The organism is Azospirillum sp. P4_B5 (genome assembly GCF_056402275.1).
In genome coordinates this window covers 86,313-109,989 of record NZ_JBFUHT010000007.1, presented here as the reverse complement: position 1 = coordinate 109,989, position 23,677 = coordinate 86,313, and the positions used below count along the sequence as shown (strand labels likewise).

General features: G+C 65.0%; 16 protein-coding genes. 5 read left to right on the top strand and 11 right to left on the bottom strand.

What is annotated here, in order from left to right; genetic code table 11:
• The first annotated feature begins 96 nt into the window (after nt 1-96).
• Nucleotides 97-2,769: a hypothetical protein gene (locus AC1DVI_RS07570; RefSeq protein ID WP_476957416.1), complete on the top strand. Its 2,673-nt coding sequence runs from the start codon at nt 97-99 to the stop codon at nt 2,767-2,769.
• Between the two features lie 170 nt (nt 2,770-2,939).
• On the opposite strand, the gene AC1DVI_RS07565 is transcribed toward AC1DVI_RS07570, so the two are convergent.
• Entirely contained in the window at nt 2,940-4,784 is a 1,845-nt protein-coding gene (locus AC1DVI_RS07565; protein WP_476957415.1) for a DUF7657 domain-containing protein, read from the bottom strand.
• A 345-nt stretch (nt 4,785-5,129) separates the two neighbouring features.
• Here AC1DVI_RS07565 and AC1DVI_RS07560 point away from each other — a divergent pair, with 345 nt between their 5' ends.
• The 4 genes from AC1DVI_RS07560 (at nt 5,130) to AC1DVI_RS07545 (ending at nt 8,827) form a co-directional block, all read left to right on the top strand.
• Nucleotides 5,130-6,083, top strand: a complete 954-nt coding sequence (locus AC1DVI_RS07560) for a glycosyltransferase family 2 protein (protein ID WP_476957414.1) — start codon at nt 5,130-5,132, stop codon at nt 6,081-6,083.
• Nucleotides 6,080-7,024: a WxcM-like domain-containing protein gene (locus tag AC1DVI_RS07555; RefSeq protein ID WP_476957413.1), complete on the top strand. Its 945-nt coding sequence runs from the start codon at nt 6,080-6,082 to the stop codon at nt 7,022-7,024. Before AC1DVI_RS07560 ends, AC1DVI_RS07555 begins: the two co-directional genes overlap by 4 nt.
• Nucleotides 7,025-7,137: 113 nt before the next feature.
• On the top strand, nt 7,138-8,283 hold the full coding sequence (locus AC1DVI_RS07550; RefSeq protein WP_476957412.1) for a DegT/DnrJ/EryC1/StrS family aminotransferase: 1,146 nt from the start codon (nt 7,138-7,140) through the stop codon (nt 8,281-8,283).
• 214 nt (nt 8,284-8,497) lie between these two features.
• Entirely contained in the window at nt 8,498-8,827 is a 330-nt protein-coding gene (locus tag AC1DVI_RS07545) for a DMT family transporter (protein WP_476957411.1), read from the top strand.
• A gap of 86 nt (nt 8,828-8,913) precedes the next feature.
• On the opposite strand, the gene AC1DVI_RS07540 is transcribed toward AC1DVI_RS07545, so the two are convergent.
• From AC1DVI_RS07540 to rfbC, 10 genes are all read right to left on the bottom strand, one after another.
• Nucleotides 8,914-10,296 (bottom strand): ABC transporter ATP-binding protein, encoded by a 1,383-nt coding sequence (locus AC1DVI_RS07540; RefSeq protein WP_476957410.1) that lies wholly within the window; start codon nt 10,294-10,296, stop codon nt 8,914-8,916.
• A gap of 285 nt (nt 10,297-10,581) precedes the next feature.
• Nucleotides 10,582-12,210, bottom strand: coding sequence for a hypothetical protein (locus AC1DVI_RS07535; RefSeq protein ID WP_476957409.1), 1,629 nt, complete (start codon nt 12,208-12,210; stop codon nt 10,582-10,584).
• A gap of 154 nt (nt 12,211-12,364) precedes the next feature.
• Nucleotides 12,365-14,167: a class I SAM-dependent methyltransferase gene (locus AC1DVI_RS07530; RefSeq protein ID WP_476957408.1), complete on the bottom strand. Its 1,803-nt coding sequence runs from the start codon at nt 14,165-14,167 to the stop codon at nt 12,365-12,367.
• A gap of 34 nt (nt 14,168-14,201) precedes the next feature.
• A complete protein-coding gene (wecB, locus tag AC1DVI_RS07525) occupies nt 14,202-15,308 on the bottom strand; it encodes a non-hydrolyzing UDP-N-acetylglucosamine 2-epimerase (RefSeq protein WP_476957407.1) in 1,107 nt (368 codons plus the stop codon).
• Between the two features lie 46 nt (nt 15,309-15,354).
• Nucleotides 15,355-17,268 carry a glycosyltransferase gene (locus tag AC1DVI_RS07520; protein WP_476957406.1) on the bottom strand — a complete coding sequence of 638 codons (1,914 nt, stop codon included), beginning with the start codon at nt 17,266-17,268 and terminating at the stop codon, nt 15,355-15,357.
• The gene (locus AC1DVI_RS07515; RefSeq protein WP_476957405.1) at nt 17,265-20,009 is read right to left on the bottom strand and encodes a glycosyltransferase; all 2,745 of its coding nucleotides are present in this window, start codon (nt 20,007-20,009) and stop codon (nt 17,265-17,267) included. The genes AC1DVI_RS07520 and AC1DVI_RS07515 overlap by 4 nt, the downstream gene beginning before the upstream one ends.
• Nucleotides 20,010-20,248: 239 nt before the next feature.
• Nucleotides 20,249-21,112 (bottom strand): glucose-1-phosphate thymidylyltransferase RfbA, encoded by an 864-nt coding sequence (gene rfbA, locus AC1DVI_RS07510; protein WP_476957404.1) that lies wholly within the window; start codon nt 21,110-21,112, stop codon nt 20,249-20,251.
• 27 nt (nt 21,113-21,139) lie between these two features.
• On the bottom strand, nt 21,140-22,027 hold the full coding sequence (gene rfbD, locus AC1DVI_RS07505; protein ID WP_476957403.1) for a dTDP-4-dehydrorhamnose reductase: 888 nt from the start codon (nt 22,025-22,027) through the stop codon (nt 21,140-21,142).
• Complete coding sequence (gene rfbB / locus AC1DVI_RS07500) at nt 22,024-23,079, bottom strand: dTDP-glucose 4,6-dehydratase (protein WP_476957402.1); 1,056 nt, start codon at nt 23,077-23,079, stop codon at nt 22,024-22,026. The genes rfbD and rfbB overlap by 4 nt, the downstream gene beginning before the upstream one ends.
• A gap of 42 nt (nt 23,080-23,121) precedes the next feature.
• Nucleotides 23,122-23,673, bottom strand: a complete 552-nt coding sequence (rfbC, locus tag AC1DVI_RS07495) for a dTDP-4-dehydrorhamnose 3,5-epimerase (protein WP_476957401.1) — start codon at nt 23,671-23,673, stop codon at nt 23,122-23,124.
• Nucleotides 23,674-23,677: the final 4 nt, after the last annotated feature.

The window sequence follows — 23,677 nt, the reverse complement described above, 5'->3', positions numbered from 1 at the left end:
ACAACGACCGCTCATACGCCGTCATTAATTAATGACTGGAAATTTATTATGAAATATTGGACACTAATATTGCGATCACCTAGGACATATGTTGCGTTGTCGATCGTATTTATTCCGGCAATGTTAATAATTTTCGGTATCTTTGGCCCATTCCTAACGAACCCTCTGTATCTATACAGTGGTCTTGGCATCGGCGTCGGCTCAGCGTTGCTGCCCGGATTGCCCACAATCGACCCGAACATCGGCACAACGTCACTTTCGCTAGGCGCGCGAGCTGCGTTCGACGTGCTGTCCGGCCACCTCCCGCTGTGGAATCACTTCGAAGGGCTGGGGGCGCCGCTGCTGGGTGAAATGCAGTCGGCCGCCCTTTTTCCGCCGACGTGGCTGCTGGCCTTGCCGCACGGGCAGGTAATCGAACAGGCGTTACTGCAGGCGTTGGCCGGAACCGGCACCTACCTGTTCCTGCGAGCGTTCGGTCTGCGCAAAGGAGCCGCTCTGGCCGCCGCCCTTCTGTTCGAGGTAAACGGCGTTTTCGCGTGGCTGCGCAACGCGGTCTTCAATCCCGTGGCGTTCCTACCCTGGCTGTTCCTCACCATCGAATCCCTGCGGTCCGCCGCCATCGCCGAGGCGCCCTTGTCCTGGCGCCTACCGCCGGTTTGCTTGGGCGCAGCCATGGCCGCCCTGGCGCTTTATGCCGGTTTTCCGGAACAGGTGTATCTCTACTCGCTCCTGCTGATCGGCTGGGTGGTGTTTCGCAGCGCTGGGATGGACGCCTGGCAGATCCGGCGCTTCATCCTGAACCTGCTGCTGACGGCTCTTTTGGCTGGTGCCCTCAGCGCACCGCTTCTTCTGGCCTTTGCCGAATTCCTAACCGAAGCCGCCTTGTCGGGACACAGCGACCACGGCTTCTACGGAAGCTGGCTCTCCTCCGCCGCGCTTCTCCAATATCTGATGCCGTATGCTTACGGGCCGATTTTCGACGCTCCGGTCTCCGCCATCGCGTCCGTGTGGTCTGGCACTGGCGGGTACATAGGCTTCATGCCGGTGGTCTTGGCTTTTGCTGGGGTGTTCCTAGCCGATCGGCGGCCGGTGAAGGTCCTCCTGGCGGCGTGGATCGTCATCGCCATAGGGGTAAGCCACGGCTTGCCTGGGGTCTATCAGGCCTTCATGGCTTTGCCCTTGGCGAGGATCGCCGCCTCGTTCCGGTACCTGAACCCGAGTTGGATCTTCTGCTTCGCATTCCTGACCGCCTTGTTCCTCGACCGGGTTCCGCACCTGCCGCGGCCGGTCTTGAGGCGGGTCATGGCGTGGGCGGTCGCCGCCACCCTGTTGTCGGTCGCCCTGGCCGCGGTGCCAGCCTTTCCGCCGGTCAGCGATCTCTGGAAGATCGCGACCGACATACAGGCGGGTTTCCTCATCGGCGCGTTCGTCGCCGTGGCCCTGCTTTCCTTCGCGACCTTATGGGCTTCGCACCTCGCGGGGACGGGACGGGCCGCCATCGTGCTCTCGGTGCTTCTCATAGGGGAGGCGACAGCGTGGTTCTTGGTTCCCTATCTGTCTTATCCGCGCACGGGCACGCTCGATACCGATGTCGTCGCATTCCTGAAGTCGAACATCGGATTCCAACGGGTCGCCGAAACGGCCGAGCACCGCCTGGGGCCGAACTACGGAACCCTTTTTGGCATCGCAGCGCTTCATTACGATAATCTTCCGACGCCGCAGCGCACCGCCGACTACATCAGGAAACACCTGGACCCTTATGCCAACCCGACGATCTTCCAACCCTGGTTTCCCTATTTGGAACCGGAGCAGCGGGCAGACCGGGAAAAGCTCTTCCACGAACGCCTTCCCCGGTACGCCCAGGCCGGCGTAAAGTACGTGCTCGGCGGACCAAGCATTGGCGCCGAAACGGCCGTCCGCCTGGAACCGCAAGGGCACACGCCCCACGCCGTCGCGGCGGACGAGTGGGTCGAGATGACCGGCCGCCTGCCGTTCGAACGCGACATGACCGTGTCGGAAGTCTCCCTGCTGATCGCGACCTACGGCAACACGGCGAACGGCTGGGCGAAGGTGACGCTCTGCGCGCAAGATGGCTGCGCCGACGGGGTGTCGGATATCGGCCAGGCACAAGACAATAGCCTGCTGACTGTCAGGTTGTCCCGCCTGGTGCATATCGCCGCCGACCAGGACTACACCCTGCGCTTCGAGAAACTCGACGGCGAACGGCCCTTGGCGCTGTGGATCCGACCGAAGGCCGACGCCACGCCCTTTTCGGCCGCCGGGCCGATCGGTCCGCTCAAGGACAATTATGCGCCGGAGGTGCGATTCACCGCCCATATTGGCCTGACGCCCGTCTATCGCAGCCCGACCATGGACGTTTACGAAGTTCCGGGAGTGCGGAATTATGTTTCGGCCGAGGGTTGCAAGCTGACCCCGGTGACGCGGGACCGCATCGACAGCGTTTGCATGTACCCATCCATGTTGGTCCGCTTGGAAGTGCATATGCGCGGTTGGCAGGCGACCATCAACGGGAAGCCCGTGCCAATTGGATTGTCCGACGACACGTTTCAAACCATCGAACTGCCGGCGGGGGCCGCGCGGGTGGAGTTCACCTATGCGCCAACGGGAATGAACGCTGCCCTCGCCATGGCTGGCGTCGCCCTGCTTCTGGTCCTCGCCGTCCTGGTCCGAAGCATCGGCATCTGGCTTGCCACATTGATCCGGGGATGGCCAGAGCGGGCAGCCGCGTCGGAAGGGGCGATGCGGTAAGCGGCTCCTTCCCTGGAGAATGTTGCCGTGTGACGTGGCGGCGGTCGAGCCGTGATCCGGTCGGCAGGCACTGGAAGCGAGTTCCCGGGAGCCCCCATCCTGCCCGCATTCTGCGCACCGCCTGATCCTCGACACCGTCACCCTCGGAGAGAGCACGCCAAGCGTATGCGCTACTGCGCCGCTCCGGGCGCGGTTTCCCCACGCTGATCCTGCGGGGGCGGCAGGAACCGCTCCATCGGGAGCTGGATCACGTCGGCCTGCGGCGAGCCCGGCGCCGGCAGGCCGGGCACGATCTGGATATGGGCGTAGCGGTTGAAGAGCTGGTTGAAAACCGCGTCGTCAATCTCGGGGAAGTAGGGCCGGAAAAATCCCAACTCAGGTGCGATCTGGACATGCTGGAGCGACCGGTAGCCCAGCCCCTGCATCACCGCCCCCGGCAACATACCACCGCGCACGACCCATCCCTGGGGGTGGGCGGCGGCGCTCTCGGCGAAGGCGGCGGTCACCGGCGTGGCCGGACGGTGGAAAATCGGCCAAGCGGACTGGATGGGGTTGAAGCCGCCGAAGCCGACCGCGTTGACGGCCAGGGCGCAGAGGATCAGGGCGAAGCTGCCCTGTGCCCCGGACAGCCTGCCGCGCATCCCCAGCCAGACCACGACGGCGAGCGGCGGCAGGATGGCGAGGTCGGTGAGGTTGTTCGCGAGCCGCCCCGCGAGGTTGTTCAGGCCGCCGTTCGCCGCCGCCCAGGCCAGCCCCACGGTCAGCGCCGCGACGGCGAAGCGTCCCCAGGACAGCCGCACCGCCCCGGCCCGCAGCAGCACGAGCGCGAGCGCGAGCAGAAGCAGGCCCGTGGCGAAGACCATGCGGTTGCCCGGCACCTTGTCCCACAGCAGGAGGCGCCCCCAGCTGCTCGGGATCGGAGCCAGCATCCAAACCGACATCAGCGCGAAGGCGGCCAGCAGCAGGGCAAGCTGACGCAGCAGCGCCGTTCGCGCGGGGCCGCCATGGCGCAGGACCGTCCCGAGCTGGCCGTAGTCGAGGAACACCAGCGCCAGCAGCAGGAGGTGGCTTCCGCCCGTCGCCACCTCGCAGATGTTCAGGCCGAGCAGGTCCCGGTAGTCATCCGTGCTGACCAGGAACGGGAGGAACTGGGCGAGGTAGAGCGGCAGCGGCACGCCGCCGCCGTCCAGCGAGCGCGAACCGGGATAGACCGTCGCCGCCATCACCCGGATCGGCTCATGCAGATAGAGCCAGGTCAGCCCGATCCCGACCGCGGCCCCGAGCAGGCAGGGCAGCAGCCTGCGCGGGCGCAGGGCCTCCGGCCGGAAGGCCAGCAGCAGCGCCCCGCCGGCGAAGGCCAGTGGAACGATGATGGGGGGGTACAGGTGGCTGAGGAGCCAGAAGGCCGTCACATAGGCCATCAGCGCCGCGTGCAGGTACCAGGGCAGCCGGGCGAGGGCGGCCAGCAGCAGCCAGGGGAAGATCGCCAGGAGCGGCCCCGTCGTTGTCCACCAGAACTGGGCGTAACTGGTGAAGAACAGCGCGCAGGCCGCCGCCGCCGACCAGGCCCGGCTGAAGCCGAAGGCGACGAACAGGCGATGGTAACCCGTCAGGAACAGGACGATGAGGACGGCGTGCGAGAAGGAGAAGGCCCAGGCCGGGTCGACCGCGAAGAAGGGCCAGAATTGCGGCTTGAACGCCAGCCCCCAGTCGAGCAGCGGCAGGGCGTTGAAGTTTCGCAGGTCCTCGGTATAGGGAGACAACGCGTTGAAGCGCCCGAAGCCGTTGTTGACCGCAATCTGGACAAAGGGCGTCCACACTGCCCATTCGTCGGACCGAATCGGCTTCGGCGTGCCGACCACCAGCCCCTCGCCCGACGCGCCGATCCCGCCGAGGGCCACCCCATAGGACGACGGCGTCCAGGCAAGCACCGTATAGACGAGGCCGGCCAGGACGACGGCCAGGACGAAGACGTCGGGCCATGACCGGCTTCCCTTCCGAGCGGGAAAAGCCACCGCGACCGTTGCAAAAATTCGGGACAGGCGTTCCATGGACTTGTGGCCGTTTCGATCGGAGCGGGGGGCGGGGCGGAGCCTGCTTATCCCAGCTTCACCACGGCGTCATGGGGAAAAATTGCTCCAACCCCATTCCCGCGCGCCGTCCCGATGCGCGCGGGAATTGGGGCAGGCCCGAGACAAACCCGCGTGGCGCGCCGACTCCGTCCGCGCCAAGCAAAGGCTAAGACCGGCCCCCCGAGCCTGTACTTTCCCCTCTCCGCATGCTACAAGGCCGACAGGGCCTTTGGTTGCAGATACTCGGCGCTCCCAAAGCTTACATTCAGATCATTTGTCGAAAGATCCTTGGGCCGCTCCATGTATTCCCTAATAATTCCGGTTTACAAGAACGAAGGATCAATTCCAGAACTCATTATTGAGATTGAGCGGCTGAACAAAAACCTTGATCATCAATTGGAAGTCGTGTTCGTCGTCGACGGCAGCCCGGACAATTCATACGGGGAGCTGTCGAGCCGGTTGGTCCATGCGACGTTCCGGTCCACCGTCATCTGCCTTTCCCGCAATTTCGGCTCCTTCGCGGCGATCCGGACCGGCCTGGCCGCGGCAACGGGCCCGCTGTTCGCCGTCATGGCCGCCGATCTCCAGGAGCCCCCGGAACTCGTGAGGGACATGTTCCTGGCCTTGCGCGACGAGGGGATCGACGTGGCGCTGGGCGTGCGGGCTTCGCGCGAGGATCCCGGGCTCAGCACGCTGTTCTCGACCCTGTTCTGGGCCGTCTATTGCCGGTTCATCCAGCACGAGATGCCGCGCGGCGGCGTGGACATGTTCGGATGCAACCAGAAGGTCCGGAACTGCCTGCTCGCGCTGGAGGAGTCCAACAGCACCCTGGTCGGGCTGCTGCTGTGGGTCGGCTTCAAGCGCCGGGAAATCCCCTACCATCGCCGCGCCCGCAAGATCGGCAAAAGCGGATGGACCTTCCGGCGCAAATTCCGCTACATGACCGACAGCATGTTCGCCTTCTCCAGTCTGCCGATCATCACGCTGAATGTGTTCGGTTTTCTTGGCGTCGTAGCCTCGATCCTGATCGGAGGGCTCGTCCTGCTGTTCTGGGCGCTCGGTCTGATCGATGTCTCTGGCTACACTCCGATCATGTTGAGCATCATGTTCTTTGGCGCCCTGAACATCTTCGGGCTTGGTCTGCTCGGCTCGTACATCTGGAGAGCCTTCGAGAACACCAAGCGCCGGCCCAACTTCATCGAAATGTCACGCGAGCACTTCCTAGGTGGCCCCCCGCAATGAGTGTCTTCGTCCATCCCCAGGGCTTGTGCGAGTCCAAATCCATCGGCGACGGAACCCGGATCTGGGCGTTCGCCCATGTGCTGCCGGGCGCCCGAATCGGCCGCGACTGCAACATCTGCGATCACGTCTTCATTGAGAACGACGTGGTCGTCGGCGACCGCGTGACGATCAAGTGCGGCGTCCAGCTGTGGGACGGCGTGCGGTTGGAGGACGACGTCTTCGTCGGCCCCAACGTCACCTTCACCAACGACCCGTCTCCGCGCAGCAAGGTCTATCCCGAGAGCTTCGCGCAGACGGTCGTCGCGCGCGGCGCCTCGATCGGGGCCAACGCCACCATCCTGCCGGGCGTGCGCATCGGGGCCAACGCCATGGTCGGGGCGGGCGCGGTCGTGACACGGGACGTGCCGGCCAACGCGGTCATCGTCGGCAACCCCGCGACGATCGTCAATTACGCGAACGCGGTCCACGACACGCCCGCCACCTTCAACACGACCCAGCAGGTGGGCGTGCGGGAATGCTCGGTGCCCGGCGTGACCGTGCACACCTTCCCCCTGGTGGGCGACATGCGCGGCAAGCTGACGGTGGGCGAGTTCACCGACCAAGTGCCGTTCCTTCCCAAGCGCTTCTTCATGGTCTTCGACGTGCCCGGACGCAACGTCCGCGGCCAGCATGCGCATAAGGTCTGCCACCAGTTCCTGATCTGCACGCACGGGTCCTGCTCGGTCATGGTCGACGACGGCACCCGGCGCGAGGAGATCCGGCTCGACTCCCCCAATCTGGCGGTCTACATGCCGCCGATGATCTGGGGCGTGCAGTACAAATACTCGCCCGACGCCGTCCTGCTGGTGTTCGCGTCCGATCCGTACGATCCGGACGACTACGTCCGGGATTACGACGAGTTCCTGGCCCTCGTCGCCAAGGGCCCGCCGGCGCGCGCCTGACGCCTCCTTCGTCCGACCACGCATCATCCGCTTTCGGCAAACCAGAGGAACCGAGGAAGGCGCATCCCGCACCGTCCATGCAGGGCTCCTCACAAGAGGGTTATCGCTCACCGATGACGAACACGGTCATTCCCCAAACGGATCCCAAGGCCGCCTATCTGGAACAGCGCACCGCCATCGACCAGGCGATCACCCGCGTGCTGGAAAGCGGATGGTACATCCTGGGGCGCGAGGTCTCCGCGTTCGAGCGGGAGTTCGCCGCCTTCAACGGGGCTGCGCACGGCGTCGGCGTGGCCAACGGCACGGACGCCCTGGTGCTCGGCCTGCGCGCGCTCGGCGTGGGGCCGGGGGACGCGGTGGTGACCGTCTCGCACACCGCGGTCGCCACGGTCGCCGCCGTCGAGCTGACCGGCGCCTTGCCCGTCCTGGTCGACGTCGACGCCTGCCACGGCATGGACCCCGACCAGCTGGAGGAGGTGCTGAACGGGCGCCTGGCCGGCGGCGCCCGCCTGTCCTCGCCCGTCAAGGCGATCGTCCCGGTCCATCTGTACGGCCACCCCGTCGCCCTGGACCGCATCATGGAGGTCGCGGCGCGCTTCGGCGTGCCGGTGCTGGAGGACTGCTCCCAGGCCCACGGCGCCACCTTCGACGGCCGGATCGTCGGCACGTTCGGCGCCATCGCCGCCTTCAGCCTCTACCCCACCAAGAACCTGGGCGCGCTCGGCGACGGCGGTGTTCTGGTCACGAACGACGCGGCCCTGGCGGAGCGGCTCCGCCACCTGCGGGAATATGGCTGGAAGGAGCGCTACATCAGCCACGACGCCGGGCACAACAGCCGCCTCGACGAACTCCAGGCGGCCATCCTGCGCGTGAAGCTGGAAAGGCTGGGCGCGCACAACGCCCGTCGGCAGGCCATCGCGGAGGCTTATGACCGCGGGCTGGAAGGCCTGCCGCTCGAACGCCCGCGCCGGCGCCCGAACACCGTTCCTGTTTTCCATCAGTACGTCATCGACACGCCCAACCGGGATGCCCTGCGCACCGCGTTGCAGACGCGCGGAATCATGACCAACATCCACTACCCCGCGCCCGTCCACCTCCAGCCTGCCTATCTCGGCCGCCTGCCTTGTGGACCCGGAGGGCTGACTCGGACGGAGCGGATGGCCGGACGTGTGCTCAGCTTGCCGATGTACCCTCAGCTTGGCGACGAAGCGGTTGCCGCCGTCATCGAGGGGCTGCGTTCCGTCGCGCCAAATCTGTAAAGGGCGACCGTTGCGGGCCCCCTTGGGCTTCCATCGTCAAGGGGATTCCTCCGTCAGCTCCTCTCAAGACCTTGCTTCGGTCGGCTTGCTGCTATGGCGCGCCTGAACCGAGGCTGGTTTTGAGAGGCGCTTGTCTTGCGACAGTCATCCCAGAAAGCCCAGAATCAATAGACAAGCAGAATTCTCAAGCCAGACCAATCAAGGACGACGACGCATGATCCATTACATTTCTTTGGGAATTTCTATTATTCTTGGGGTTGGAGGACAAATACTTCTAAAAAAAGGAGCCGTTGAAAGCGAGTCATTCATAAAGCAGCTTTTTCACATTCCGACCATTATCGGCTTGTCTCTGTATGTCGCGTCGGCATTGCTTTACCTGATCGCCCTGCGGCGGCTTCCGGTGTCGATCGCCTTTCCGAGCGTTTCCCTGTCCTACGTTGTCGTTGCGGTGCTCGGCAACTTGGTATTCAACGAGCCCCTGGGCGTCCAACAGCTGGCCGGCATCCTTGTGATCGTTGCAGGCGTAGCACTGCTGTCCTGGTGAGCCTTCATCGGCGCACGCCGCGGTCCTGAAGGCCGCGCCGGCCTGGGCACCGCCCCGCTCGCCCGGCGACGCGGCGTCGAGCGTCCTCAGGGGGCCGCTTGGGAACCGGCGGGTTGGCGCGCGCCTTCGACCTCCAGCGCGATCTCGAGCATGGGGATGCCCACAAGCCCGCGGGAGACATGGCTGGAATGGACGCGGAAGAAAAGCGCGTCATCCACCCAGTGGTGTTGGACGTGGTCGTGCTGCGTGCCTTCGGCGATGGCCGCCACGACCGCGAAGTCACCGACGGGCAGATAAGGCATTTGGAAGCGGAAGGTCGCGGCGAATTCCTGCCCTGGCTCCACCATCAACGGGGCATCGCAATAGGAAAGGAACGTGTTGTCGCCGAACAAATTCTGCCCGAGACGGTCTTTGATGTAGAATCCGATGATCGGGCTGTGGATCGCCTTCTCCGCACGGCAGATCACCTTCAGAACCACCTGCTCTCCACCATCCAGCGACGGCAGCATGTTGCCCTGCGGATCGAGAAGCTGAACGCCAACAATGCGCGCGCCCTCCACGCCATACCAGGGGCTGTCATTGTTGAATTCGAAAATTTCGATGGTGTTGCGGTGTTGGGAGGATTTCAGACGATCATCCCGTGGATCTTGGACAGCGGCGACAGCGGCCGCTGGAGCCGTGCGGCGGCCGCCGATGCGGAAGCTGTTGGAGGTGTCGCGCTCGCTGTGGAGATCGGCAATGTAGTGATAGCAGACGTCTTTGGCCGCGCCGATCTCTCGCACCTCGCCGTTGTCCAGCCAAACCGCGCGATCGCACAGGCTGACCACCTGGGAGGTGTCGTGCGACACGAAGAACAGAGTTCCGGTTTCTCGGAAGTTGTGGATGAAGCGCATGCACTTCTGCGTGAAGGCGGCGTCACCGACCGCGAGAATTTCATCCACGATCATGATGTCGGCATCGACATGGGCCGCCACGGCGAAGGCGAGCCGAGCGTACATGCCGCTGGAATAAAGCTTTACCGGCTGCTCGATGAAATCGCCAATTCCGGCAAAGGCCACGATGGCGTCGTAGCGTTCGTTGATCTGCTCGTTGGTGAGGCCGAGCACCGACGCGGCAAGGTAGACGTTCTCGCGTCCGGTGAACTCCGGATTGAAGCCGGCGCCCAATTCCAGCAGAGCCGCAATCCGCCCGTTGACGGTCAGCGTGCCGCAGCTCGGCGTCAACGTGCCGCAGACGAGTTGCAGGAAGGTGGACTTCCCCGACCCGTTTCGGCCGATGATCCCGATCGTCTCCCCCTTGGCGACGGTCAGGTCGATCCCCCGCAAGGCCCAGTATTCATCATAATACTTGCGCCGACCGCGGCAGATCATCTGTTTCAGACGGTCTTGAGGCTTACGGAAGATCGGATAGACTTTGCCGAGGCCAGACGCCTGGATGGCCATCTGGGGAGTAGCGGCTTCAGACGACATCGACAATACCCTCACGCGCCTTCATGAACCCATGCTCCTGCCCATCCGTTGCCGCTTGGAGGGCGGGCGCGGCACTCTACTGTGCGCCCCCGCCAATGACAACCACTGCCGGCTGGCAAGGCAAACGCAAGGCCGGCACGAGGCGAATACGCTGTGGATGGAAAATCCTTTGTCCTGCTTCGGACAAAGAATGAGCGACCAAGCCGGTTGCTTGAAAGGCAACCAAAAAAGGCAGAGGGGGATTTCCCCCAACTTTCCATCCGCGATCCTGTACGCCCCAAATTTCTAAGACATCTTTGGCACCAAAGTCTCTGGATCAAAATCCAACCGGCATCCATGGTCAGATTTTATACCGTCATCAGCTATCGTTTCCCTGTCAATGAACTGTATGTCGGAAGCGCTGGAACTCGCTTTCTCATGGAAGCCATACAGACGCATCATCGAGTCCGGTTCCGTAACGACAATCCACTTTTGCTTGAGCCCGAGCCTTCTTTGAAGGTAGCTGATGTCAAATGTCATGAATGGGCCCAGCACATTGCTCACGCCGGTGACCGTGATGGTTTGGCATGAGCGCAACCCTTTCTCCTGCAAACCATCAATTCCCCTGAACTGACGATCGACGCGCTCACGAATTGTCGCGTGCCAGTTGAGTATTTGGGCACGTTGCGTATAATCCGCGAAGGAAACCACAGCGGCAAGACCCGCGGGAAGCCCGACACTGACGACTTTGGCCCCGTAACGATTGGGATTTGGCAGTTTTGCAGCAAGCAAAGCGGAAATACTCACGATGCCAGCACCAATCATAGGAATGAAACTCACCTCATAGTATCCAAATGAGCGCGGCAGAAGCATATAAGGAAGCATGAGCGCCGCAACAATCATGATCATTGCACAAGATTTCCACAGGAAGTCACGGCGCTCTTTTAGAAGAATGCCGCACAAGATTGCAACACACGCGATAAAGACGAACGCCGCAATCAGTATTGTAAACCCATTTGATGAAAAAACATAGAATTCAATATTCTTTGAAAAATTGCCAAGAGGGCTAGAGAGCTTATAGGCTCCTTGATTGGACAGAAATGGAGAATGAAAAAAGATCGAGTGGAGCACGCTCAAACCGTATGGAACACACAGGATGAAACCGTAGAGGCCACCGGCACGAAGAAGAGCATAATTTCCTTCACCACGTCCCCATGTTTGAGCCAGAGCAATCAAGCAGACGACGCCGATGAACCCGGCCATATCCTCTTTTGAAAAGGCCGCCAACATAACGAAGAGAAAAGTCAAAGAAATATTTTTGAGAAACCCCTCACGCTGCGCGCGCAGCAAAAATATACCGGCGGCAATGCCAAAAACATACGAAAGCATGTTCGTCATAAGACCAAGATACTGAAACGCCACATTGGCGAACGGCATTGAAAAAAACATTACTCCCGAGATAAAAGAAAGAAAAAACGCATAAAATCTAGACAATCTAATATTGACTATTTGAAACGAGAAAATAACACTGAGAGATACAACGAGGAACACCAAAACAGATGCCATCGTATAATAAAAAACTTCCCCGAAGCTCCCGAAGAAGATAATAAAATTTGTCGAGAAAGGCCGAGGAAGAGCGAAATCGAATTTACTAAAACCTCCCAAAGCCAAAAAATCGTCATGAGACCACGGAACAAACGCCGTCTTCCAACCAAAGTCCGAATAAACAAACACCGCCAAGAACGCAGAAATAACTCCCAGAAACACCCATGCAGGATTATACACTGAGCTCTCAGAATTATCATAAAAAGGCAAGCGATTTTTCATCGTCATTATTCCCTCTTTCTTTCCGCTTTGGCGCGCCTTTTTACAAAGGGCAAACAACCAATCATGAAGCCAGCGAGTCCAAAGGTGGCGGGCGCCGCACAAGTTCACGGCGCCTCCACATGGACTCCAGCAAGCGAATGAATGGAAAGGCCTCGTGCATTCGCTCGCCAGGATCGCCGAACGATGCCCCGATCATGTGGGAGCGGCCTCCACTGCAGGCCCAAGCCAGCGGAGGCGCTGGCCCCTCCCATCCATCGGCACATCAAAGCGGCTTGCGGGCGAGAACCGGCAGGCTCCAATTCTCGGTGAGGAGAATGCCGTACTCCGGCACCGACTCCTCAAGGAAGCCAATGTCCGTGAAGCCGGCCGCCCGAAGGTTGGCCTCCACGTCCTTGCGGCAGAAGACCCGCATCTCCAGGGTCTGTCCCGGACCGCCATGAAAAACGGGATCCCGGTACAGTTCGTACTCGCCGTCGGCGGTCTGCCCGACCACGAGGTAGGTCTCGCCCAGCTTGGCGACCGTGAAATCGGTCAGCTGGGGGTAATGCTCGACCGTCCGGTCGTCCAGGGTGAACGGAACCGTCAGAATCAGCCACCCGCCGGGCTTCAGCAGCTCGAAGGCGCCGGCGAACGCCTTCAAGGCAGGGCCGAGCGTGTGCTCGAACACGTCGGTGGAGATCAGGAAATTGCTGGCCCCCTTGAGGGCGGCCGGGACGTTCTCGATGTCGAGAAGCGGCTCCTGGTGGTAGAAGGTGTTGGTGTAGCTGAACTTTTCCCGAAGGGGCTCGGCATAGCCGATCCAGTCGCTCAGGCCCTTGCCAACCACCGACGGGTCCTGCGGGAACTCCGGGAGAGGGATTGAGCGGCCATACAGAGCGGTGCTCAGCAGGTGGATGATCGACCGCATGCGGACGGTTGAGCCGCACCCTTCGCAGGACGCGGTCTCCCGGCCGATCTTGTCGCCGGTGCAGACGGTCCGGGTGCCGCAAACGTTGCACTGGAACTCGACCCGCCGGGCGGGATCCGGCCGGAAAATCTCCCCGCGCGGGGCGGCTGCCTCACCGACCTCCACACCGGGATCGCTGGTCAAGGCGGCTTGCGTTTCCATCGTCGTGTCCTCGGCCAGGGGTGAAGGTGCCGGACGCCCCGCCAGCAGCGCGTCCCGTTCCGTGATGAGGGCGGCCACCTCGTTCTGCAGGACGGTCGCCTGGGTGAACATGGCCTGGCGCTGGGCCATGGCCGTTTCGATCTGCTCTTCGGCCGTGGCCTTGAATTCGGTGTAGACCTTCTGCATCTGGAGCCCCTGCTCCAGGTAGGTCGCGGCGTTGCGGCTGGCTTCCTGGTGCTCGTGGAGGAGCCGGACGCGGTCGCCGAGCGCCTCGAACAGCGCGTAGAGCGCCGCCTTGTCCGCCTCGGGGAGGCGACAGAGCGCGAGCAGGGCGTCCGGCACCGCCGCGCCGACCGCGACGACGCCCAGCCCGTAGCCGAACGGAAAGTTGAGGGTCGGGTAACGCGCTTCGATCTCCGTCCAAAGGCGCCAGACGCCGAAGTCGCCGGTGCGGACCTCGGTGTCATGCATCAGGATGACGCCGGACCGGCTCATCTTCGGCAGCCAGGTCTCAAAGTCGTGGCGCACCGCCTCGTAGGTGTGCAGGCCGTCGATGTGCAGCAGGTCGATGGAGCCGTCCGCGAAGCGCGGGCGCGCGTCGTCGAAGGACTCCCGCAGCAGGGTCGAGAAGCCGCTGTAGAGCGGGTCGTGGTGCGCCCGCAGGACGTCGTAAGTGTCGCGGGCGTAGGCGCCGGTCTGGTGGTCGCCGTCCCAGTGGTCGACCGCGGACAGGCGGGTGCCGGTTCCGAAGGCCGCCGCCCCCTCGCAGAAGGCGCAGTAGGAGGCGCCCTTCTGCGTCCCCAGCTCGACCAGCCGGCCGGGACGCAGCAGGTCCATCAGCAGGAAGGCGAAGGGGATGTGCATATGCCATGTGCTTTCCGGCAGCCAGCCGGGCGTCCGGAAGATCGACGGCCGGCCGAGCAGGTCCGCGACGGCGCTGGAAACGGGGTGAGACATGCTGTTCCTCGGATGACGGTGCCGGTCGGGCCGCTCAGGACGCCGGGAAGCGGGCCTTGATGGCGTCCACGATGCGTTCGCTGGCGTGCCCGTCCCCATATGGGGATTCGCCCCGCGCCATGCGGCGGTAGGCATCGGCGTCGCGCAGCAGTTCCCGGCCATGCCGGAGGATGACGTCAGTGTCGGTGCCGATCAGCCGGACCACGCCGGCCTCGATTGCCTCCGGCCGCTCCGTCTCGCGCCGCAGGACCAGGACCGGACGCGCCAGGGCCGGCGCCTCCTCCTGCACGCCGCCGGAATCGCTGAGGATCAGGTGGGCCCGCTTCATGGCCGCGACGAACCCGCCGTAGGGCTGCGGCTTGACGAGGTGGATGCGCGGGTTGGAGCCGAGCGTCTCGTGGGCGACGCCCGTCACGTTCGGGTTCGGGTGGACCGGCCACAGGACCTCGACGTCGTCGTGCTCCTCGACCAGTGTGCGGATCGCCCGGCAGATGCCCTGGATCGGCTCGCCGAAATTCTCGCGGCGGTGGACCGTCACCAGCACCAGCCGGCGGGCGGGGTCGAGGTCGACGGGCAGGGGCGGATCCTGGGCCGCCACCATGTGCAGCGCGTCGATCACGGTGTTGCCGGTGACGACGATGTCGCCGTCGGGCACCTTCTCGTCCAGCAGGTGCTGGCGCGCGCTCGCCGTCGGCGCGAAGTGCAGCGTGGCGATCCGGCTGGCGACGATCCGGTTGAACTCCTCTGGGAAGGGATTCTGCATGTCGAAGCTGCGCAGCCCCGCCTCGACGTGCAGGAAGGGCACCTGGCGGTAGAAGCAGGCGGTCGCCGCGGCCATCACCGACGTCGTGTCGCCCTGGGCGATCACCATGTCCGGGGAGGTGTCGCCGATCACCCGGTCCAGCCCCACCAGGGCGCGGGCCGTCAGGTCGGCCAGCTTCTGGTTGGGCTGCATCAGGTCGAGGTCGACGTCGGGCGCGATCCCGAACAGGCTCAGCACCTCGTCGGCCAGCTCCCGGTGCTGGGCGGTCGCGACGACCACCACCTTGGCCCAGGGCTCCCGGCGCAGCGCGAGGATCACGGGCGCCATCTTGATGGCTTCCGGCCGGGTGCCGACGATGCAGAGGATGGTCTTAGTCATGGGGTCGCTTCGATCCGGGAAAGGCTGGGGCAAAGGCGGGGACGGCTCAGACGGATTGCGGGGTCTCGGGCTCGCGGTACTTGTGCGGGACCCAGGCGCCCCACTTCTGTTCGTAGAGGCGCTTGTTCTCCTCGAACAGCTTCTGCCGCCGCTCCAGCCCCAGGGCGTTGAGGCTGGCCGACAGCTCGTGGTGGACGAAGACGTCGTCCGCGATCACCACCTTGAAGCCGGCGTCGCGCGTCCGGCGGCAATAGTCGTCGTCCTCGAACATGCCGATCCCGAAGATCTCGTCAAGCTCGCCGACCGCCTCGAACACCGCGCGGCTGAACATCACGCAGAAGAAGGCCACCGTGTCGGAGGACAGGGTGCGCCCGCGCCGGGCCTCCACATAGGAGCGCGAGGCGGTGCACATTGCCTCGTGGCCGTCGTAAGACAGCTCGATCTTCGCCTCGTTGCCGATGTTGTTCGTCACCGGCCCGACCATGCCGATCCCCGGACCGATCCCCGGGTCGCGGCGGAAATGGCGCAGCAGGTCGAAGATCCAGCCGCGCGTGACCTGGGTGTCGTTGTTGAGCAGGACCAGGTAATCTCCGGTGGCGACGCGCAGCCCCGCGTTGTTGCCGCCGGAGAAGCCCAGGTTGCGCTCGTTCAGCACCAGCTTGACCCAGGGCCGTTCCTTGGCAAAATCGACGAGAAGGTCACGCACCGCGGTCTCGGGCGAGGCGTTGTCGACCAGGATCAGTTCCAGGTTTGGGTAATGGCTGTTGGCCGCGATGCTGTCCAGGCAGCGCCGGGTCAGCTCCAGCCCGTTGTAGACCAGGACGACGACGCTGACCTTCGGGAAGAAGGGGGCGAGCGCCTCGTCGAACTGGGCGATACGGGCCGACCAGGTCTGCGCCGTGGCGTAGGCGACGCGCTCCTCGACCAGCCGGGGATCGTCGTGCACCGCCATGGCCTGGCCCAGCTTGGCGATGAAGTCCTGGTGGTCCTCGCCGACGAAGACCAGCCCGTCGCGGCCGATCCGGATCTCCGGCATCGCCGTCCCGACCATCGGCCGCCCGGTGGCGAGGTACTCGTACATCTTCACCGGGTTGGTGTTCAGCGTCAGCTCGGTGATCAGGAAGGGGATGATGCAGACGTCGAAGCCGTGCGCGTATTCCGGCAGGATGGCGTAGGGGATCTCCCCCAGAAACCGGACGTTGGGGAGATTCCGCGCCGGGGAGATGTCGGAGCCGTGGGAATTGCCGATCAGCACAAAGTCCCAGTCCGGGTAGGCCTGGGCGGAAGCCACCAGCAGGTCCACGTCGAACCAGTGGTCGATCGCCCCGAAATAGCCGACAACCGGCCGCTCGCTCAGTCGGCGCACGGGACGGTCCGGCCGGCGCAGGAAATGGGTCACGTCGCAGGCGTTGCGGATCAGCGTGTTCTCGCGCAGGCGCCCGACAATCTCCGACAGCCCCGCCGCGGTGGTCAGCACGAGGTCCGCCTCGTGGATCAGCCGGTCCTCCTCGACCAGCATGGAGGACTCGTTGTTGAGGAAGCCCGGATGGTAGTCCATGCAGTCGTAGACGGTGAGGTTGCCCTGCATCGCCGTGGCGATCGGCCGCCAGAAGGGCAGGTCCACAATGGACACCGTCGTGCCGACCGCGCAGTTGCGGCGCAGCGTGTCGATGGCGTCGAGCAGGGCCGCCGTCTGTTCCGACGTCGGCATCTGCTTGTAGATCGACGGCGCCGCGCCGGGGCAGCGGAGCTGCACGACGAACACGTTCTCCTCCGGCTGGTCCCAGAAGAGATAGGGGCGCGCGGTGTCGGCCGGCGCGAAGTCCACCGTCAGGTAGAAGATGCGGTGGCCGCGGCGGGCCAGTTCCAGGGCGAGCTGCTGTGGCCGCTGATGCCGGAAGGTCCAGTCGATGACCGGAAACACGAAGACGTCGTACGGATGTGTCGAACTGGAATTCATCGGGCGGCCCCGGCGCGCTGACGGACCAGGGCTTCGACCTGGTCGCTGATCTCATGGGTGGGCGGAATCTTGGCGCGCGTCATGAGGTGACGCAGCGTCGCGAGGCCCCGCTCCGGCGACCAGTGGCGGGCCACGAAGTCCAGGCCGTTGCGCGCCACGTCCGTCCACAAGGCGTCGTCCTCGTAGAGACGGGCGACGGCCTCCACGAAGGCATCGTCCAGCTCCGCGATCAAAGCATCGCGGCCATTGGTCAGGCCCATACTTTCCGCAGCGATCGGGCTGACGACGGAGGGCAACCCGAAGGCCATGGCCGTCGCCACCTTGCCCTTCAGACCGGCGCCCCAGCGAAGCGGCGCGATGGAGACACGCGCTTGGTCCATCTCCGCCCGCAGATCCTCGACATGGCCCAGCACAAGGACATCCTCCTGCTTCAGCGCGTGGACCGCCGCCCCGGCGTGGCTGCCGGCGATGCGCAGCCGGGCCCCGGGCAAACGGGCGCGCAAGCGCGGCCACAGGTTGACCACGAAGGCGACCATCGCGTCGACGTTCGGGGCGTGGCCGAAGCCGCCCACGAACAGGATGTCCCGGCGGCCGGCCGGGCCGGGGGCATCCTCCACCGGGCGGGCGATCCAGGGCAGCACCTCGACCAGCGTCCCTGGCGCTTCGACGCGCAGGATCTCGCGCTCCACGGCGCTGTGGGTGATGGTCGCGTCCACAGCGCGCAGGGTCGCCAGCTCGGCCGCCTTCTCCTCCACGGCCGCCGCGGCGAGGGCCGCGTCGCCGTAGAGCGCCGCCTGGCGCTCGGCCCGCAAGTAGTGCAGGTCGGCGTTCAGCAGGATCGTCTTCGGGCGCACGGCGAGCCGGCCGATGTGCGGCAGGATCATCGCCGCGACCACGTAGCGCACCATGAAGACCAGGTCGCAGGAGTCCCCGTAACCCTCGACATAGTCGGCCGCGGAGGTGAAATAGGGCGCGCGCACCACCTCCACGCCCAGACGCTCCAGCGCACGGACGTCGTCGCCACGGCCCTGCGGCATGCGGATCGCGGCGAAGACCACCGCATAGCCGAGGCGCTGGAACAGCCGGATCATCTCCATGGTGACCACGGAGCCGGCGTCGGCGTTGGGGTGGGGCAAGTCGTGGTCGACGACCAGCACGCGGCGCTGCCCGGGGCGCTTCAGGCGGTGGGCATCGATGGGATGCGAGGCCGGCAGGGTGGCCAGCAGCGGCGTCCACCGCTCGGCGAAGGTCGCGCGGTTGACGGCCTGGAAGCGCTTCATCCCCTGCGACGGGTCGGTGCCGGCGGTGCCGCCCTCGATGTGGACGACGGCCGACAGCGGCTGGCAGTAGACGCGGAACCCGGCCTCGCGGATGCGCAGGCAGAGGTCGCTGTCCTCGTAATAGGCCGGGGCGTAGCGCCGGTCGAAGCCGCCCAGCCGCCGGAACAGGTCGGCGGGCACCATCAGGCTGGCGCCCGAGCAGTAGTCGACCTCCCGCGCGTGGGAAAAGGCCGGGTTCTGCGGGTCCCGGTTGCGGCCGAGGTTGGCGGCGGTGCCGTCGCGCCAGACGACGGCGCCGGCCTCCTGCAGGCGTCCCGAGGGATAGATCAGCGCCGACCCGACAGCGCCGGCCTGAGGCAGGACCGCGAAGGCGTCGACCAGCTCGTCCAGCCAGCTGTCCAGCACCACCGTGTCGTTGTTCAGGAACAGCAGGTAGCGCCCGGAGGCCAGCTCCGCCCCGCGGTTGCAGGCTTTGATGAAGCCGCCCGCCTGCTCGTTCCGGTGCAGGACCAGACCGTCGATCCGCGCCAGCCCGTCCCGGGTCTCCGCGTCGGAGCCGTCGTCGACCACCACCACCTCGAACCCGCGCCGGGACTTGTGGCGGCTCAGCGCGTGCAGGCAGCGCACGGTCAGGTCCAGCTTGCCGTGGACGGGCACGATGACCGACACCTCGGGCGCCTCCGGGTGCGGCAGCGCGAAGGGCAACAGGTCTGCGGCGGTTTCCCGGTCGGAGAAGCCGGCAACCGGGGCGATGCGGGTCGCTCTCCGCTCCTCGTGGCGGCCAAAGACAGCGTAATGGACGAGCGGGTTGATGCCTTCCGCGATGATGTCCGGGTTTTCCCGCCGGTAGACGTCCGTCTCGAACAACGGCTGGGGATCGCGCCCTTCCATCCAGCCGCTGCGCAGGTAATGCTCCAGTGGCTCGATCCCCGCCGCTGCGATGTCAGGGTTGCTGTCCTGGTAGAACGTCACGTCGAACAGCGGATGCGGGTCGCGGCCCTCCTTCCAGCCGTTGCGCAGGTAATGACCGAGCGGCTCGATCCCCGTCGCCGCAACGTCCGGATTGCTGATCCGGTAGAACGCCACGTCGAACAGCGGATGCGGGTTTCGGCCCTCCTGCCAGCCGAAGTCCAGGTAGTGCTTCAGCGGCTCGATCCCCGCCGCCGCGACGTCCGGGCTGTTGCCCCGGTAGAACGCCACGTCGAACAGCGGATGCGGGTTTCGGCCCTCCTGCCAGCCGAAGTCCAGGTAATGCTCCAGCGGCTCGACCCCCGCCACGGCAATGTCGGGGTTGGTCTCCAGGTAGAAGCGGACGCAGAACAGCGGGTGCGGGTCGCGGCCCTCCTTCCAGCCGAACAGCCGGTAGTGTTCCAACGGGTCGCCCCCCCCTGCCGCCACGTCGGGGTTGGTTTCCTGATAGAAGACCGGATCGAACAGCGCCTCGATCCGGGGTGTCGACACGGCTTTGTCCGTTCTGCCAGCAGGCGGGGTGGCCGCGAACCGGGCCAGCCGAGAAAGAAGCAAAGCGCGCATTGGGTCAACGTTCCGTTCTGTTGCGACGGTTCAAACCGAACACGTCCTGCTGTACGGCAGGGGCGGCCAGCGAAAAATCCGGACAACGCTCGGAGGCGCCATCCTTCAACCGCTTCGGACCCTGCCGGAGAATTGTGAAGGGAGCAAAGGCGTCGTCTGTATCCGCCCTACTCGGTCAGGCTCAGCAGGTAGCGGCCATACTCGTTCTTTTTCAGCGGCTCGGCGAGGCGGCGCACCTGCTCGGCGTCGATCCAGCCGGAGATGAACGCGATCTCCTCCGGACAGGCGATCTGCAGGCCCTGCCGATGCTGGATGGTGCGGACGAACTCCGCCGCCTCCAGCAGGCTGTCGTGGGTGCCGGTGTCGAACCAGCCGTAGCCGCGGCCCATCTGCTCGACCGACAGGCGGCCCGCCTCCAGATAGGCGGCGTTGACCGAGGTGATCTCCAGCTCGCCGCGCGCCGACGGCTTCACCGCCGCGGCGATGTCCAGAACGTCGTTGTCGTAGAAGTACAGCCCGGTGACTGCCCATTTTGAGCGCGGGTTGGCCGGCTTCTCCTCGATGCTGAGCGCACGGCCCTGCTCATCGAACTCGACCACGCCATAGCGTTCCGGATCGCGGACACCGTAGGCGAAGACGCGGGCGCCCTGGGTGTTCTCCCCGGCCGCGCGCAGAAGGCTGGTCAGGCCGTGACCGTAGAAGATGTTGTCGCCGAGCACCAGCGCGCAGCTGTCGTTGCCGACGAACTCGCGGCCGATGATGAAGGCCTGGGCGAGGCCGTCGGGCGAAGGCTGCACCGCGTAGGTCAGGTTGATGCCCCACTGCGACCCATCGCCGAGCACGGTCTGGAACAGCGCCTGGTCGTGCGGCGTGGTGATGATCAGGATGTCCTGAATTCCCGCCAGCATCAGCGTGCTGAGCGGGAAGTAGATCATCGGCTTGTCGTAGATCGGCAGGAGCTGCTTGCTGATCGCCCGCGTCACCGGATAAAGCCGGGTGCCGGACCCGCCGGCCAGGATGATGCCCTTCATGATCGCGCCGCCTGTGGTGGAATCGTCTTAGGATGCAGGGGTGGAAAGCAGCTCGTCCAGCACACGGTCCAGGCTGTCCTCCCAGCGCGGTGCCGCGACGCCGAACGCGGTGCGAATGCGGGTGCAGTCCAGCCGGGAGTTGGCCGGCCGGCGGGCCGGGGTGGGGTAGTCGGCCGTGGCGATGGCCAGCAGCCGCGGACGCCGGCCTGTGGCCGCCTCCAGCCGCTGGAAGACCCGCTCGGCGAAGCCGTGCCAGGTCGTCTCGCCCGTTCCGGTGAAATGGTAGGTGCCCCAGGGAACATCGTTGCCGGCGGAAATCCGCCCGGCGATGGCCACGATCGCGGCGGCAATGTCGGAGGCCGCCGTCGGCGCGCCGTGCTGGTCGGCGACCACGCGCATCTCCTCGCGCTCGCGCCCGAAACGCAGCATGGTCTTGACGAAGTTGGCGCCGTGCACGGCGTAGACCCAGGACGTGCGCAGGATGACGTGACGCGGCAGCGCGGCGCGCACCGCCGCCTCGCCAGCCTCCTTGCTGGCGCCGTAGGCGCCGAGCGGGGCGACCGGGTCGTCCTCCGTGTAGGGCGCCGGCTTGGTGCCGTCGAAGACGTAGTCGGTGGAGATGTGGATCAGCGCCGCGCCGCGCGCCGCGCAGGCCGCGGCGAGGCGGGCCGGGCCGTCGCGGTTGACGGCGAAAGCGGCCTCGCGGTCACCCTCGGCCTTGTCCACGGCGGTGTAGGCGGTGGCGTTGACGACGAGGGCAGGGGCGTGCTCCGCCACCGCCGCCGCCACCGTCTCCGGCCGGGCCATGTCGACCTCCGGGCGGGCCAGCCCGACCAGCTCCGTGCCCGGCGGCCAGGCGGCCCGCATCAGCTCGGTGCCGACCTGTCCGCTGGTGCCGAGGATGAGGATCTTCATGCCGCGTCGAGCCCCAGCCGCTCGCCGCGGTAGGAGCCGTTCAGGATGGCCTCCCACCAGGAGCGGTTCTCCAGGTACCACTCGACCGTCTTGCGCAGGCCGGTCTCGAAGGTCTCCTGCGGAGTCCAACCCAGCTCGCGGGTGATCTTGGAGGCGTCGATGGCGTAGCGCTTGTCATGGCCCGGCCGGTCGGCGACGAAGGTGATCAGCCGGTCGTGCGGCGCGCCGGCCGGGGCCAGCTCGTCCAGCAGAGCGCACAGCGTCCGCACCACGTCCAGGTTGGTGCGCTCGTTGTAGCCGCCGATGTTGTAGCTCTCGCCGATCACGCCCCTGTCCAGCACCAGCCGCAGGGCGCGGGCATGGTCCTCGACGTAGAGCCAGTCGCGGACGTTGTCGCCCTTGCCGTAGACCGGCAGCGGCTCCCCCTTCAGACCCTTCAGGATCATCAGCGGGATCAGCTTCTCCGGGAAATGGTAGGGGCCGTAGTTGTTCGAACAGTTGGTCAGGACCACCGGCAGGCCGTAGGTCTCGTGCCAAGCGCGCACCAGATGGTCGGAGGACGCCTTGCTGGCCGAGTAGGGCGAGTTCGGGCTGTAGGCGGTCGTCTCGGTGAAGAAGCCCTCGTCGCCCAGCGTGCCGAACACCTCGTCGGTGGAGATGTGGTGGAAGCGGAAGGCCGCGCGCTCGTCGGCCGGCAGCCCCATCCAATAGGCGCGCGCCGCCTCCAGTAGGCGGAAGGTGCCCACGACGTTGGTCTGGATGAACTCGCCCGGCCCGTCGATGGAGCGGTCCACGTGGGATTCCGCGGCCAAGTGCATGACCGCGTCCGGCCGGTGCTCCGCGAAGACGCGACGCAGCTCGTCGCCGTCGCAGATGTCGACCTTCTCGAACGCGTAGCGGGGATTTTCGGCCGCGCCCGGCAGCGAGGACAGGTTGGCGGCGTAGGTCAGCTTGTCGACGTTGACGACGAAGGCGTCGGTTTCGGCCAGGAGTTGACGGACGACGGCCGAGCCGATGAACCCGGCCCCACCCGTGACGAGAATGCGCTTCATCAAGACACCTGCCCCCTTTGCCAACAAGTCGTCAACACCGCGTCAGAAACACTCGCCCAATTCCGCCAGCCGCGGATGCTTGAGATCCTTGTCCGAAAGCAGAGCCTTGTCCGCCGCGACCGGCCACGCGATGCCCAAATCCGGATCGTTCCACAGCAGACCCCGGTCATGCGCGGCCGAATAGAAATTCGTGACCTTGTATACCACTTCGGTATTAGGTTCCAGTGTGCAAAATCCGTGCGCAAAACCGACGGGGACCAGAATCTGGTTCCATTCCTCGGCGCTGATGACCGCGCTGACGTGGCGCCCGTAGGTGGGCGATCCCTTGCGGATGTCCACCGCGACATCTAGGATGGCGCCCCGGACGACGCGCACCAGCTTGTCCTGCGCGAAGGGCGACAGCTGGAAATGCAGGCCGCGCACCGTGCCCACCTCCGCCGAGAGGGACTGGTTGTCCTGCACGAAGTCGTAATGCAGCCCGGCCGCCTCGAACGCCTTCTTGTTGTAGGTTTCCGAGAAGAAGCCGCGGTGATCGCCGAACTTCTTCGGGCGAATGATCTTCACGTCAGGAATGGCAAGCGCGATGACGTCCATTAGG

Coding starts and splice junctions, on each gene's coding strand:
- AC1DVI_RS07555 (WP_476957413.1), top strand. CDS start 6,080: ATGAGTGTCTTCGTCCATCCCCAGGGCTTGTGCGAGTCCAAATCCATC.
- AC1DVI_RS07550 (WP_476957412.1), top strand. CDS start 7,138: ATGACGAACACGGTCATTCCCCAAACGGATCCCAAGGCCGCCTATCTG.
- AC1DVI_RS07545 (WP_476957411.1), top strand. CDS start 8,498: ATGATCCATTACATTTCTTTGGGAATTTCTATTATTCTTGGGGTTGGA.
- AC1DVI_RS07540 (WP_476957410.1), bottom strand. CDS start 10,296: ATGTCGTCTGAAGCCGCTACTCCCCAGATGGCCATCCAGGCGTCTGGC.
- AC1DVI_RS07530 (WP_476957408.1), bottom strand. CDS start 14,167: ATGTCTCACCCCGTTTCCAGCGCCGTCGCGGACCTGCTCGGCCGGCCG.
- wecB (WP_476957407.1), bottom strand. CDS start 15,308: ATGACTAAGACCATCCTCTGCATCGTCGGCACCCGGCCGGAAGCCATC.
- AC1DVI_RS07520 (WP_476957406.1), bottom strand. CDS start 17,268: ATGAATTCCAGTTCGACACATCCGTACGACGTCTTCGTGTTTCCGGTC.
- rfbA (WP_476957404.1), bottom strand. CDS start 21,112: ATGAAGGGCATCATCCTGGCCGGCGGGTCCGGCACCCGGCTTTATCCG.
- rfbD (WP_476957403.1), bottom strand. CDS start 22,027: ATGAAGATCCTCATCCTCGGCACCAGCGGACAGGTCGGCACCGAGCTG.
- rfbB (WP_476957402.1), bottom strand. CDS start 23,079: ATGAAGCGCATTCTCGTCACGGGTGGGGCCGGGTTCATCGGCTCGGCC.
- rfbC (WP_476957401.1), bottom strand. CDS start 23,673: ATGGACGTCATCGCGCTTGCCATTCCTGACGTGAAGATCATTCGCCCG.